13 protein-coding genes are annotated in these 14,241 nt (G+C 41.6%); 11 read left to right on the top strand and 2 right to left on the bottom strand.

Annotation, left to right across the window (positions count from 1 at the left end; all coding sequences use genetic code 11):
- Positions 1 to 531 precede the first annotated feature (531 nt).
- Both ST42_RS09875 and ST42_RS13250 read right to left on the bottom strand, forming a co-directional pair.
- Complete coding sequence (locus ST42_RS09875) at positions 532 to 1,419, bottom strand: IS3 family transposase (RefSeq protein WP_044073408.1); 888 nt, start codon at positions 1,417 to 1,419, stop codon at positions 532 to 534.
- Positions 1,420 to 1,451: 32 nt separating this feature from the next.
- Entirely contained in the window at positions 1,452 to 1,892 is a 441-nt protein-coding gene (locus ST42_RS13250; RefSeq protein WP_052484576.1) for a hypothetical protein, read from the bottom strand.
- A 51-nt stretch (positions 1,893 to 1,943) separates the two neighbouring features.
- Here ST42_RS13250 and ST42_RS09885 point away from each other — a divergent pair, with 51 nt between their 5' ends.
- From ST42_RS09885 to ST42_RS09935, 11 genes are all read left to right on the top strand, one after another.
- The gene (locus tag ST42_RS09885) at positions 1,944 to 3,986 is read left to right on the top strand and encodes a protein kinase domain-containing protein (RefSeq protein WP_156139347.1); all 2,043 of its coding nucleotides are present in this window, start codon (positions 1,944 to 1,946) and stop codon (positions 3,984 to 3,986) included.
- Positions 3,986 to 4,456, top strand: coding sequence for a hypothetical protein (locus ST42_RS09890; RefSeq protein WP_044073411.1), 471 nt, complete (start codon positions 3,986 to 3,988; stop codon positions 4,454 to 4,456). Before ST42_RS09885 ends, ST42_RS09890 begins: the two co-directional genes overlap by 1 nt.
- 9 nt (positions 4,457 to 4,465) lie before the next feature.
- A complete protein-coding gene (locus tag ST42_RS13255) occupies positions 4,466 to 6,163 on the top strand; it encodes a tetratricopeptide repeat protein (protein WP_052488314.1) in 1,698 nt (565 codons plus the stop codon).
- Between the two features lie 44 nt (positions 6,164 to 6,207).
- Positions 6,208 to 6,663, top strand: a complete 456-nt coding sequence (locus ST42_RS09900) for a tetratricopeptide repeat protein (protein ID WP_044073412.1) — start codon at positions 6,208 to 6,210, stop codon at positions 6,661 to 6,663.
- Positions 6,656 to 7,756, top strand: coding sequence for a TIR domain-containing protein (locus ST42_RS09905; protein ID WP_044073414.1), 1,101 nt, complete (start codon positions 6,656 to 6,658; stop codon positions 7,754 to 7,756). Before ST42_RS09900 ends, ST42_RS09905 begins: the two co-directional genes overlap by 8 nt.
- Positions 7,757 to 7,779: 23 nt before the next feature.
- Complete coding sequence (locus ST42_RS09910; RefSeq protein ID WP_044073416.1) at positions 7,780 to 8,085, top strand: RyR domain-containing protein; 306 nt, start codon at positions 7,780 to 7,782, stop codon at positions 8,083 to 8,085.
- The gene (locus ST42_RS09915; RefSeq protein WP_044073417.1) at positions 8,072 to 9,508 is read left to right on the top strand and encodes a hypothetical protein; all 1,437 of its coding nucleotides are present in this window, start codon (positions 8,072 to 8,074) and stop codon (positions 9,506 to 9,508) included. The genes ST42_RS09910 and ST42_RS09915 overlap by 14 nt, the downstream gene beginning before the upstream one ends.
- A 341-nt stretch (positions 9,509 to 9,849) precedes the next feature.
- A complete protein-coding gene (locus tag ST42_RS13260; RefSeq protein ID WP_197068938.1) occupies positions 9,850 to 11,394 on the top strand; it encodes an ATP-binding protein in 1,545 nt (514 codons plus the stop codon).
- Between the two features lie 20 nt (positions 11,395 to 11,414).
- Complete coding sequence (locus tag ST42_RS09925; protein ID WP_044073419.1) at positions 11,415 to 13,079, top strand: WG repeat-containing protein; 1,665 nt, start codon at positions 11,415 to 11,417, stop codon at positions 13,077 to 13,079.
- A gap of 4 nt (positions 13,080 to 13,083) precedes the next feature.
- Positions 13,084 to 13,695, top strand: a complete 612-nt coding sequence (locus ST42_RS09930) for an AAA family ATPase (protein ID WP_082028635.1) — start codon at positions 13,084 to 13,086, stop codon at positions 13,693 to 13,695.
- A gap of 18 nt (positions 13,696 to 13,713) precedes the next feature.
- A complete protein-coding gene (locus ST42_RS09935) occupies positions 13,714 to 14,112 on the top strand; it encodes a hypothetical protein (protein WP_042518515.1) in 399 nt (132 codons plus the stop codon).
- Positions 14,113 to 14,241 lie beyond the last annotated feature (129 nt).

Consider the following 14,241-nt stretch of genomic DNA (forward strand, 5'->3'; position numbering starts at 1 on the left):
TCTCTTCTTTGTCCATAATACACCTTATTTATTATTATATCGCGCCAAAATTACAAAAAATTATTCAAATAACCTTGCAAAAAAGCGAGAAACCTATAAATAAATTGAAATTTTTATGCAAATTTTTCACTTTTTGTCATTTGGGATGCAAAAACGGTGACTATTCCTAAAATTAGTTGACAGAATTGGATGCGATTAACTAATTAGGTTTACTACTTTTATTCAGTTCTCTGTTTTACTTTACAAGTTCTGTTAGTTGAACTGATTTGTTTTACAAGATTTCTTCAGTAAACTGATTTGCTTTACTACCTTCTCGCATTCCAATTGCAAAGTTAATGATTATTCCTTTGATTAGTGCAAGAAATAAAAATATTTCGTAATTTTGCTGTCAGAAGCCGAAGAGGAAGCGAGCTCTGCTGAGGAGCAACTCGCCAGCAATAGGTTTCTGCATCACACTGAAATAGTGGTATGGGCGTTGTCTTTCGGGGCAGCGCCCATTATTTTAGGAGATGCTGTATGGCTAAGAAAAACCTATCGGCTGCCTGTGGCAGCAGGTCTGTTCCATGGATTGCACCAACACCTTTTTTGTTCTCCAACTTCTGTATGTACCGTTTCGGGAGTCTTGTATCCAATGCTCATATGCGGACGTTCTGTATTATAGAAACGTATGATACGAGTCAGTTCTTCCTTACAATTCTCTATTGACGGTATGCTCATCTTGTAGAGCCATTCTGTTTTGATGATGCCATTGGCGCGTTCTGCAATGGCATTTTCGAGAGGATCACCGCTTTGGGTCATGCTTATCATTATATTATGTGCCTTTAGCTCCTTAACGTATGCAGCACTACAGTACTGGCTTCCTCTATCAGAATGATGGATGAGACGGGATGCTGTTTCATCGTCAATTGTTGCCAGTGCCATACGCAGTGCCTCCAATGGGTATATGGTTTCCAAGGTCGGTCCTACTGCCCATCCCACAATCTTATGAGAATAGGCATCCGTGATAAGCGACAAGTAACACACACCCTCAGTTGTTTCTATGTACGTTATGTCACTGACCCATATTTCGTTAGGTCGCATGGGAACCACATCCTTTATCAAGTTGTCATACTTGTGGTAATGATGACTGGAGTCAGTTGTCTTGTAGTGACGACGTCTTTTCAACTGCACCATCAATCCATTGGCACGGAGCAATTCTATGAACGCATCTCGTCCAGGCATACGATCAGTGGATTCAAACAAGCGTTTGACGATGAGGTATAGTTTGGCACAACCAAGTCCAGGGTTATCCTTACGGTATTCTCTGGCCTTCTCCACTATCATGGTTTCTAAGGCATTATCGACAAAGTCATTGTCTGGATCTTCACGGTTGTAGAACGACTGTCTGCTATAACCAAACAGCCTGCAAAGGGTATTCATCGATGCTGGTGAAGACTCTTCGCGGAGCAGACTTACTGTTTGGTGCCAGATTTTTTTCTTATTGGAATATTGAATCGTTCTTCTGCAAGGTTAATCATTGTGTCGTAGGCATGGGCACGTAGTTTCTCTAGTTCTGCCTCTTTTCTTGCTTTCTTGAGCTCTGCTTTCAATTCTCTGATCTGCTCGTCTTTACTTTTGTTTGCCATAGTGTCATCGTTGTTCTCCTGCAAAGATACTAAACGATTTTCAGAAAGATAACGACCTACCCAAGAAAACAGCACCTGAATGTTGGAAATATGATGTTTCTCAACTAATTCCTCAGGCGTATTCTCGCCTTTAAGGAAATCAAGTGCAGCAAGTACTCGATCTTCTTCATCATGAATGTAGCGAGTGGATTCTACCCATACCCATTCATACTGACCTGTCGCTTCATTTAGGACACGATCTCTTTCACGTTTTACTTTTGTTCTCATACACTTTTGTTTTAGGCATCCAAAAGTGTCAAGTTTTTTTAGGGTAAATCAGTGGTTTATAATCCATTTGCAGGATGTGCAATTGCTGCAGCAATGATTCAAGCAGGCGACATGCTCTATGCCGACGGCGATACGAATGACAAGCTCTATGCTGCCGCCCGTCTGCTTAACTATGGTACAGGTGGCAACAATGCCCATGTGCAACAGCGTAATTCTCTCGAATGGCTGAACTGTTCTAAGATTGACTATGTAATGTCAACCTACCGCGGATATATAAATGGCAAGTCTGCATTTGACTTCTGTCTGTCAAAGTGTTTTGATACGTTGGCAGACGCTGGAAAGTTCGCAGGAATTGTATCTCCGAAGGACATCTTTGAAAATCAAAGTGATGATATGAAGGAGGCATTGAAACGAGACTGGATTGAGACAATTGTGCTTCTTCCTTTTGGAGAGGTTGCAGTTCTTGTCAATGCAAACAAGTCATCAGAGATGAAGAAACTAGTACGTTTCTACGATCTCAATCATCCAATGCTTCGTTGTCGTCCTATCAACTTAGTTCTGTCAGATGAAAGTTATGCGGACTTCTTCAAAGTCTCAGACATCAAGAAGAAAGATTTCCTCAAGAATTTCATCAATCCTGAGCTGCCTGAACGCGATGGAAGTGTAATTGTCAAATTAAGTGATTTCGTCAGCAAGATTCGCAGGCAGACATACTCTTTGACCAGAGTACCAGAGGAAGAGAAGGTCATGGCGTATATTGACCGAAAAAAGACGTACAATATGTACAAGAACCTCTGGATGAATGATATAGACAAGAAAAATATCTCATTCCTTTTCGCTCCTGCATATCATCTTATTAGTGACTGCCTCATTACAAATTCTCAGGGTAGACTTGAGCCAAGATTGTTTGACGCAGACCAAGGTACAGCATATTTCCAAGATGGTTATGCGTTCAGCATCAATACTGATGCCCCCTTCGATGCAAAATGGTTGATGACTCAACTCAACGAACCTTATGTAAGACGTCAATTGCATCCGTATGGGATGGACGAGATGGTTCCTGAGGCGATTACAGAAGACCAGATTCTCAATCTTTCGCTCTATCAGGAATGCGAAAACCAGCAGGAAGACGATGACTTTGATTTCGACAATCTTGAAGGTGATGTATTGCCTATGGGATATGAACTAAGCAGCGAGCATGTGGTTTACACTATCCATAAATTCTTGGGTCATGGTAGTTTTGGTTATGCGTATAGTGCATTATCTCATAATCTTCTAAATGGAGAAGAGAAGGAGGTTGTCTTGAAAGAGTTCTATCCGTGTAGCGATTTCCATAGAGAAGGCGATGAATTCCGAGCTGTTGCAAACGAATATACGAATTTCGATATTGACACAGAGAGACAGAAATTCTGTGAAGAAGCAGAAATCATGCGCCGTCTTGGCAATACTCCAGATAGCCATATCGTACCCGCTGAAGAACTTTTCAAATGTGAGAAGACAGACACCATGTACTATGTGATGCCATTCTATCATGCGGGATCTCTGGAAGACCTTCAGAATACTGGTGCAAATTTCTCTGAGGAACTTGTTCTTAAGCACATTGTAGAGCCTTTATGCAAAGCCCTTCATATTGCTCATGCAAATAAGGTGCTTCATCTCGATATCAAACCAGAAAACATCCTGGTAGATGAAAATGGCGATGCAGCTTTAACTGACTTTGGTGTAGCAAAACAATATGATGATGAAGGTTCAATCATTAACCGTGCTGGTGTACATGGAACAAGTGACTTCGCAGCACCAGAAATGCGTGTCCATGGTTCTGCAATGATTAAGTTCGGCTCTGAACCGGACATATTTGGTCTATCAGCAACTCTCTATAACATAATGACCAACAATCGTCCCCATCCAATTCAGTACAAGAGTGATGAAGATAGAGACTTAAGGCACTTCATGAAGGAAGCAAACGTTTCCGACAAGTTCGCCGATGCCATTGTTGCAGGTTTGCAAGCAGCAGCACCAGCACGTCCCGCAAATGCTCAGGCTTTCTTGAACAAGTTCCCTGGTTACGAAAACGTTAAACTCAAATCCTGCTAATGACAAGAAACGGATATTATGTTGTACTCGACTTTGACGGAACGGTAGTGAAACATCGCTACCCAGCCGTCGGAGAAGATATAGGTGCCGTACCTGTTCTGCGCAAGCTTGTGCAGAACGGGCATGACCTTCTCCTTAGTACCATGAGAAGCAGAGATTCAGAAGGTGTAGACACTCTTCAGCCAGCACTTGATTGGTTTGCTTCAAATGACATTCCTCTCTATGGAGTGAACGAGAATCCTGACCAGAAGGAATGGACTTCCTCCCCTAAGGTTTATGGTAACATCTATATTGATGATGGTGCACTCGGTGCTCCGTTGAAAGCAGATGAAACAGGAATTCCTTATATAGACTGGAGTTTGACTTCAATACACTTGTACTTAAGAGGATTACTAACTCAAGAAGACATTGTCAATCTTGTCCAAGAGGGAGTTGTAAGCCTAGAACATATTCAAATAAAAGAGAAATAGTTTAGACATATGAAGACAATCAAGATTTTCCTTGCCTCATCAGAAGAACTTAAGCCCGAAAGACTTGAGTTGGCTGACCTTGTGGAAAATATAAATAATGTTCTTGAAAAGCAAGACATAACAGTTCGTCTGGTAAAGTGGGAATATCTTGATTCCTCAATGGGACCACAACACAAGCAAGAAGATTACAACGATAAGCTTCGCGAATGTGATATTTGTCTTGTCCTTTATTGGACAAAGTTCGGTATGTATACAAAAACCGAACTTGATACAGCATATGGCGAACTTTGTGCTGGACGAAATCCGCATAAGATTTATATCTACTTTAAAGATGGCTCTGAGATAACAGAGGAGTTGAAAAAATTCCGCGACGAGTTTCCTGCAAAATATGGACACTTCTACTGCACTTTTGCAAACACTGATACATTAAAGGCTGACTTCCTGCTTCAATTTATGGAGTACCAAGGTAAGCAGTTAAAAAACAGTAATGCCATTGAGATAAAAGACTCTCAAATCGTTGTAGGTGGAAAAACCTACGTAGATCTGAAGAACGTGCCCTTTGCTGGTAATAACGAAGAGTATAACATATTATTGAAGTCCATCAAAAAGACGAAGAAACTTCTGGCTGTTACAGAACCGGATGATGAGGAATACGCCGAATATGCGCAGGAACTCATTGAATTGCAAGAGAGACAGAAGAATATGGAAAACTCTCTTTGGGACACGGCTCTAATGATAACCCGACTCAGCACGACCCAATGTTCTGAGCGTTTGGAGCGTGCAATGAAACTATTCACGGCAGGAGACAATAAAGGGGCACTGGCGGTTCTAAATGAGGAAGAGATTGAACATGACGTACAGCATAATCTTAACCTCATAAGGCTTGGTGAAGAGGGTAAGAAAGGACTCAAGATTAATATTGATGAATATTGTCTTAGGATAAAAACTCTTAAGAACGAAATGGAAGATGGATGGCTTTTGGAGTCCTGTAAATTGCACGAGCGAATTATTAAGCTTACTATATCTTTGTATGGTGAAAACTCTTTAGAGACGGCATCAGCCATGATGGATGCTGCAGAAGTCATTTATCTACTTGAAGATTTTGCAAAACTATTTGAATATACTCAAAAAGCATTAAATATCCGACTTGAGATTTTGGGGGAGCAACATTTGGACACTGCTCAATGCTATAATGATCTTGGAGTTGTATCGGGTAAGTTGGGCGATTTTTGTAAATACCACGAATATGTTTGTAAAGGTCTAGATATTCGACTAGCATTAAACGCTTCAGAAGCACTGTTGGCTGAATCGTATAATACTGCAGGCTTCTCATATTCACACATAGGTGACAGCAAAAAAAATCTTGAATATCAACAAAAGTCGCTTGAATTAAGAAGAAAAGCTTATGGTGAGATGCATCTTGAAACAGCTAATTCTTATAGCAATATCGGACAAGCTTATGCGGAACTTCAAGATGCCCCAAATTATCTTAAATACTCACTTCGATCTCTTGAAATTAAACAGGCGATAGTGGGTGACAAGCATCCCGATACGGGGTTGTCATACAACAATGTTGCAGATGCTTACATGCTTCTGGAGAAATACCAAGAAGCAATCACTCTTCTTGAAAAAGCTCTAAAGGTATCTCTTTCCACCATCGGAAAATTTAAGCCTGGCACATTGGTACATTATGACAATTTTCATTAGCCTATAAGTTAAATGGCAACATAGAAAAAGCATTAGACAATATAATGGAGGCTATAACTATTTCCAAAAAGATAAATGGTGAGACTCATTCAAAGACATTGGAACTTGTCGAACGTGCAGGTCGTCTGTTGTCTGATTATGGAGATGGAAAACTTGCATTGAACTATCTTTATCACGCTTTCGATGTGAGATTTAAAATTGCTGAAGCTCAACATTTGCCAAACGGTCCATTGCCGTCGTTTGAATTGGCAGACTTGTGTCATGAAATTGGCACCATTCATTTTGGGATGCGTGATTATGAAAATGCAGAACGTATGTTGAATAATGCCATAAATATATTATCTGACTTTGAAGAAAATGCTCCAGAATTGGTCGAATGGTTCCGCCATCTCGGTATAATCTACGACAAACAAAGCAAACAAGAAGAAGCGAAGAAATGCATTGAATATTCAGAAAAGATTAAGTTAAGCTTAACCTCAACACCGCAAAATAATGAATAGACGTATTTATAAACTTAAGAATTCGACATTAACTCTGGTCTTTGGAAATATCATTAATTCTGAAACCGAGGTGCTTGTAAGCAGCGACGATACGCTAATAACGATGAGTGGTGGTGTATCTGCATCCATTTTAAAGGAAGGTGGTCAAACCATTTACGAGGATGCACAGAAACATCGTGAAGGAGAAGTTGGTGGCGTTGTAGTTACTACAGCCGGAAAACTCAGTCAGAAATATATCTTTCATTGTTTGACAATAGACAAAGAATACTTGCAAGAAACATGGTCAGGCCTACATGTTGAGCCAGAAGAGAGAGTGGAATACATAGTAAGGACTGCTACCAGAAATTGTTTCCATTTACTTTCGTTACTAAATATCACTTCTATTGCTTTTCCACTTATTGGCTCTGGTTCAGCACATATGCCTTATCAGAATGTGCTCGAGTTTATGGTAGATGAGATTTCCGATAGTCTCTATAAAACTAATAAATCACTAAATATAGAACTTTATCTTTACGAAGGAAATGGAGCATATTATCCAGATGAGGATAAATTGTTTATATATGAACTGTTTGCCTCCAAGACTGGCGTAGCTAATTATAAACACGAAAAGGATAATGAACCCACCACACTCAATCTGAGCAAGATACAACTCACAGAAGAAGAACTTGCTGAATATAAGGATTCAGAACATGATGTGTTTATTAGTTATAAACGCGAGGATTCAGAGAAAGCATTCGAATTAGTTGACCTGCTAAAATCATGGGGAATTAAGCCTTGGATAGACAAGAATGGTATATATAGCAGTTCTGATTTTAAAGAAGTTATTGAACAAGCTATAGAGTCAACAAGAGCAGTACTTTTTCTATCGTCGGAGCTTTCAAACAAGTCTGAATATGTAAAAAAGGAGATACGTTATGCCATAAACTGCAAGAAACCCGTTTTACCAATAATGTTAGATAATACACCTTTTGCTGATGGTCTACGCTTTGATTTGTCTGATATAGACCAGATTGACTACACTCACACCGAGGAGGCTCAGAAAAAACTGAGAATAAGTTTAGATCATATCTTCAACAATAGGAATAAGAAGTAATATACGTTTAACCAGAAATTATAATGAATACAAATAAATATATCCCCCACCCAGCCGACGTTTCCAACGTAGAGTTGCCAGCAGAACTCAACGAACTTGCAGAATCCATTGCCAAGAACGTTCATGAGGTATGGTCTCAGAGTCGTATCTCTGAAGGATGGACATACGGACCTATACGCGATGACGAGAAGAAAGAGACACCATGTCTTGTGCCGTATGAAGAGCTTCCCGAGATTGAGAAAGCGTATGACCGTAACACCGCTTTCAATACGCTTAAATACATTGTATCGTTAGGATTTCAAATAAGTAAGTGGTATGAAGATATTTAAAGACAACAAAAAACAGCTCAATATAAATCCTTTAGTGGTCTATTTTATAATGACACCAGAAGAGAAGGAGCATCATGCACGAGATATTGAGCGTCTGAACAGGTCGAAGACGATGAACCATAATCTCTTCGAGTTCAACACTGTTGTGCGCGCGCGTTATAACAATAATGTGTTGACAAAAGGACTTATCAAAGACATGGAGGAAAACAACGTCATCGTCAAACTCTTTGGCAATGATGATGAAAGATTCTCCTATGCGTTTGAGACCGTCGAGTTCAAGGAAGGGTATTTCGAAAGTCAGGTAGAAAGTTTCCTTTATGATGTATGCACACTTAATGTCAAGGATCTGAAGTCAGAGAAGAAACGCCTTAACAACTATCCTTCAAAAGAGCGTAAGGGAGCCGTTGAAATACTCTTAAAGTCATTTACAGAAGCCGTTAATGAATTTGGTTTTAAGAAGGTGCATGCCATCGCTTCCAGAAGGTCTTCTGATGTGTCATCAACTTTCAATGATATTGACTTTGTATCAGATTTTGACTATCCACACAAACCCGTCTCACGTGGTCCTGTTTCAAATGGCAACGCCAGTAAGATTCCGCGTGGCATAGAGGATGACATATGTTATGCAATGGGAAGTAAAGAAGGACGAAAAAAGGAAGATGCCAAGAAACGTCTCATCGCCATGATTGAGGGGTGGTTTGATGCACCGTCTTCCGGATATTCAAAGAAAGTCCTTACTGGCGCAGTCGACAATACCAAGTCAGAAACATTGGAAGAAGACACCTATACTCGCCATCCATCATCACAAGTTCCCACCATTAGTATTGAAATCAAGAAGATAACTGTGCTCAATAGAAAAGATGGGTCAAAGAAAGAAAATTATGGCTTTGTGTATAACATCGATGGAAAAAATGTCGAAATGTATATCGGTGGCACCGAGCCAGCAATGATATACGCATGTACATTGCTCAAGCAGTACACAGGCGCCCGCTTTTACCTTGACGACTTAAAGATTCGGAAGGGTGAACTGTCGAGATTCAATCCTAATACATCTGAAAAGAAATATCAGAATGCTACTCTTGAATGGATAAAGCAGATATATAAAGTATTTGTGCCATCAGCTGAAAAGGACTTCCCAGAATGGTATGCTTCTCTTTTCAACTTCCAAGACAAGAGTCCTGGTCATCCCATTTATCAAGGCAAGTCTGCATGTAACAGTAAAATATCCAAAACGTTAAAGGACTATAGGAAAGCCATCTATTTCTGTACCCTTCAAGCTAGAGAAGATAGCAAAGGAAAATTCTATGAGATTGACCTTCCTTCGTCAGAGTCGATAAAACTTTCCAAGGAACTGCTCAAACTTGTACCGGAATCACCTATCACCCCAGCTCATGCAAGACCAGAAAATGAATATCGCAAATAGTATACAGAGCTAAAGACAACGGTATTTAGACCGTTATACGTATATGGCAATCGTCCACATCGGTAATTTACTTTACCTTTGTGGACGATTCAGTTATATAGGCTAACATTCATTAATACCGTTATACGACTATGTGAAAACTTCAAATTAACCGACACAGCTCAGACTTTTTTGATGACAATGATTTTGAGAAAGAAGAGAAAGCTTATGTTGAACCCAAAGAATGGACTATCATCACCGCTTTAGACCGAGTCCTTGATAGGGCACGTGGCAGCGAACTCTCTGATGAATTCTGGAGTTCTGCTAAAAATCCTCTGGCTTATCTGCGCGAGCGACTGGAGTTGACAGACATTCAGATTGTCTTGGTCGCTATCATGGCTGAAGCTGGCGAACCTCTGTCATGGCGTAAGTTTGGCAACTTCCTCCATAGTAGCCGTCTTTCCACCATGTGCTATTCCGAAGAAATTGAGGAACTGCTGGCAAAGCGCTGGGTCATTCGTCGAGGCACGCATGAGATGGGTGGTTGCTTTGAGGGCTTCGCTCTGGAGCATGGTGTCGTTACCGCTCTACGTCATAACAAGACTTTTGTTCCAGAGAAACTCGACGGCTTCAACGAGCAACAATTCATGGACAAGTTGGAAAGCCATCTTGACAAGAACCTCAACAATCGCAATGCAAGTTTTGAGGATGATGAGATTTGGATGCAACAGTTGGTGGAAGCAAACCCTCATCTTCCGTTATGTCATGAGGTCATGCATTTCGAGGATATACATGACAAGTCTTTGCTGCTGATGATAGCCTACGACTATGCCCAGTGGGCTGAATCGGATGACGAGGGACTTACCCTTCACAGTATAGATAATTTCTATCCTGAAGATTGGGAATGCAACGGACTCCGTCGCGACTTGCAGAACGGAACTCACATACTAATGTCTGCAGGTCTTATTGAGCAGAAGTGTGAAGACGGCATAGCCAATACGGAGCGCTATGTGCTGACGCAAAAGGCAAAGTCAGAATTACTGTCAGCCTATGAGCCAAGTAAGTCAAAGTGCAAGACACCACATCGTAGAGACAAGTTTTTGAAGAGCTTTACTGAAATTAAGGAGAAGTCACTTTTCTACAATTCTTGTGAAGAGAATCAGATAGCACGTCTGACAAGTCTCCTCTCTCAGGATAATCTCCCTGACATCCAGCGCCGACTGGAAGAGCAAGGCATGCGCAAGGGCTTTGCGTGTCTCTTCTATGGAGCCCCTGGAACAGGTAAGACAGAGACCGTGCTGCAGATTGCACGCCAGACTGGTCGCAATATCATGCAGATAGACATTGCAGGACTGCGTGACAAGTTCGTCGGTGAAACAGAGAAGAACGTGAAGGCAATCTTCACACGCTACAAGCATCTCTGCAAGAACAGCGATGTCATGCCGATTCTCTTCTTCAACGAAGCAGACGCCATCTTTAACAAGCGTACGACTGTTGGTGGCATCAATCCGACTGTCGAGAAGATGGAGAACTCTATGCAGAACATCATCCTGCAAGAGGTTGAGAATCTTGAGGGTATTCTCATTGCTACGACTAACCTCACCTGCAACCTTGATGACGCCTTTGAGCGCCGTTTCCTCTTTAAGGTAGAGTTCAAGAAGCCGGAGGCTGATGTCAAGGCAAAGATATGGACTGCTATGCTCAACAACATCAGCGAAGAAGATGCCCATATTTTGGCAGAGCGCTATGACTTTTCTGGAGGTCAAATAGAAAACATAGCCCGTAAACGTGCCATTGATTATGTCCTTAACGGTAAGTTCGCTACTCTTCAAGAACTCGAAACTTACTGTAAGGCTGAGATGCTCGATAAGAAGGGTAGTCGTGCACGTATTGGATTCAACGTATAAACAAACAATTAACAAGAATAATGCAAAGAGTAGCTATTGAAAGAGCGGACACCGAACGTGTATGGGTCCGCTCTCGCGAGTCGGAAAAGTTCCTGGAGAATGGACTCTGGGGACTCCGAGACATCAAGGGAAAGGTCATTCTTGAACCTAAGTATGACCAGATTGAACTGTGTAAGGAGTTCGTATATGTACACTCAGGCAACAGCCATTCCTTTTACTATCCCTACGGTAAGGTATCCACTTCTGATGACAACAAGTATGATTACCGTTTTTATGAGAATGGTAAGATCGGTCTGAAGGATGAAAATGGCAGCATCCGTTTCCCTGCCATTTACGATGGTGTAAAGGATTGGCCCAGATATGATGTCGTATATGTCCGTAATGAGGATGGCTTCCATTATTACAATAGTGATAATGAGGAAATACTGACGGATTATGCACCTATTGAAGGAAGTGATTGCAACGACGAGCCGTTCTTTGATGACGAGAAGCAGAACACCGGCGTGCTTATTACAAGGCGTTTCGTTGAAGGTCGTCAGAACAACAACTGTGTAAGAATGGGGAGTGACAGATGGGTGGAGTTCAGCAGAATAGCATATAAGGACCTACGCAGCATCGTAGGCAAATGTGAGGTAATTCCCATGCCAGATGATGCTCTCCTCGGCATCGAGAGCAAATCAACCTATATCTACAGTGCCTTCATTGCACAATCCAAAGGCGAAACACCTGTTGAAGACTGCATCAGTCAGCTTGCAATGCTTGGAGCATATCAGTCTACGTGGCGTTTTCTGACGAAGGTGTGGATTCATCCAGAATCATCCATAACTATGGAGACACTGAAGAAAATATGGCTAGTATTCAGTGTCAATTCTGACTTCTACAGTCATGAGGACATAAGAAGCCGTTTTGAAGTCGAGGACTGGCTTCGTATCGGCATTGGCTACGACGACACTCTTGAGAAGGATGAGCTGAAGATACTACAGGTGCAGTATTTCACTGACCGTTGGCCGGAGCAAATAGAAATGGAGTGGGTAAAAGCCCTCCGTAACGAGAAAGTCGAAAAACTGAAAGAGATTCACAAACGGCTTACAGAACGTATCGAAGAGGTGCGTAAAGAAGGAGGCGATGAGTATGCCGACACCATGCACTCAGAGATTCTTGAAGGGTGTCATATCGCGAGTAATGCAACCACGGATTTCAGTATTGAGGAAGAGATAGAAAAATATGACTACATGCATGGACTGGGCTTCCATTGTATTGATACCCTATGGTTCCTGTGTGGCAGAATGCTCTCGGAGTCTTTCAATGAAAACGAGCCAAAGCCCATGGAAGAGTCTGATTTGATGTTCTGCAAAAAGAAGATAGAGTGGCTGCTGAAGAACGATACTTCCAAAAACTTTGTAAGAATGAAGATGATGCCGCTCGACATGTTAACAATGCTGAAGAATGTTTATGCCGAGCATGAATGGCCACTAGAATGCCTGGTCATTCTTACCGACATAGAAGCCATGATGCGTCGTTGTGGATGCCGGTATGCTCATGAACATGACATTGACAAGGTCTTCTGGAGAGAGTTCAAACCAGGACTGTATGATGAGACTCCGTTTGAAACAAAGCCATATATTGGCAAGGTAATAATAGATGACGTGATAAGAGAAGAAGATCTCAATAACCTAACAATGTGAAATTATGGAAATAAAGCAAAAATGGATTAATGAGCATGGGGTGTTTTATCCCATTCCCGGCAACACAACACTTCACATCACACCAGGAACAGGGGTGTTTCAGATTCACGAGGACAGGAGCATGTCAGGCTCACGCCTCGGTTTAGTCAAGCTTGCAGACTCGTTCCAGTTCAATTTCAAGATTTATGATCTCGGCATAGAGGACATAATGCAGAAGATTGAGAAAACATGGAACTCAGACGTATTCGTGAACGGAGACAAGAACCTAGGAGTCATTTTCAATGGGTTGAAGGGAACAGGCAAGACTATCGGCGCAAAGATTCTCAGCAACCGTATGGGAATTCCTGTTATATTGGTCAATGCCCCATACAACGGGCTGCTTGACTTCATTCAGTCGCTTTGTTTCGAATGTGTGGTTCTCATTGATGAGGCTGAAAAGACCTTCCATGAGAACGGGGAGATACTCCTTAAGATTATTGATGGCGTGTATAACGAAAAGCGCAAGCTATATCTTCTCACCACGAACAATCTGTATCTTGACAGCAACTTGCTTGGCCGTCCAGGACGCATTCGCTATATCAAGCAGTTCGGCAATCTCAAACCGAAAGCTATCTAGGAGTATCTGAATGATAATTTGAACGATAAGAGCAAGGCTGAGGATGTCATTAAGGCTGTTGACACACTTGAGATATCTACCATTGACATTCTCAAGGCGATTGTGGACGAGGTCAACATTCATGGTGAGATAAGTGAACATAGCATGCTGAATGTTCCAAAGGCACGTTACAAGATTGATATCATCAAATTTGACGATCTCAAGCGTGAAGACTTTGACGACTTCAAGCAGTTCATGAAAGACCATGTCCCTGCTGATGAATCTCTCCGCAGTTGGCTTGACAAACCATGGCGTGTCAATGAAGAGAACAAGCAGGAAGACAATCAAGATATGATTGAGGATAAGTTTGACATGAACTGTTGGATTACTCAGATTGCTTCAAGCAGTCCAGTCATCATAAAGGGCCAGCACTCTTAGATTGGTGAGGTTATCGAAGAGGTGGATGGCAATGGTTACTTTGTCGTTCAAGACAACTACTCAGATGATGAGGTACTCTGCCGCATCCTAAACTATCACGATGCGCCTTCGCTCTATAGAGGCTCGTTG

This window comes from Prevotella pectinovora (genome assembly GCF_000834015.1).
Lineage (GTDB): Bacteria > Bacteroidota > Bacteroidia > Bacteroidales > Bacteroidaceae > Prevotella > Prevotella pectinovora.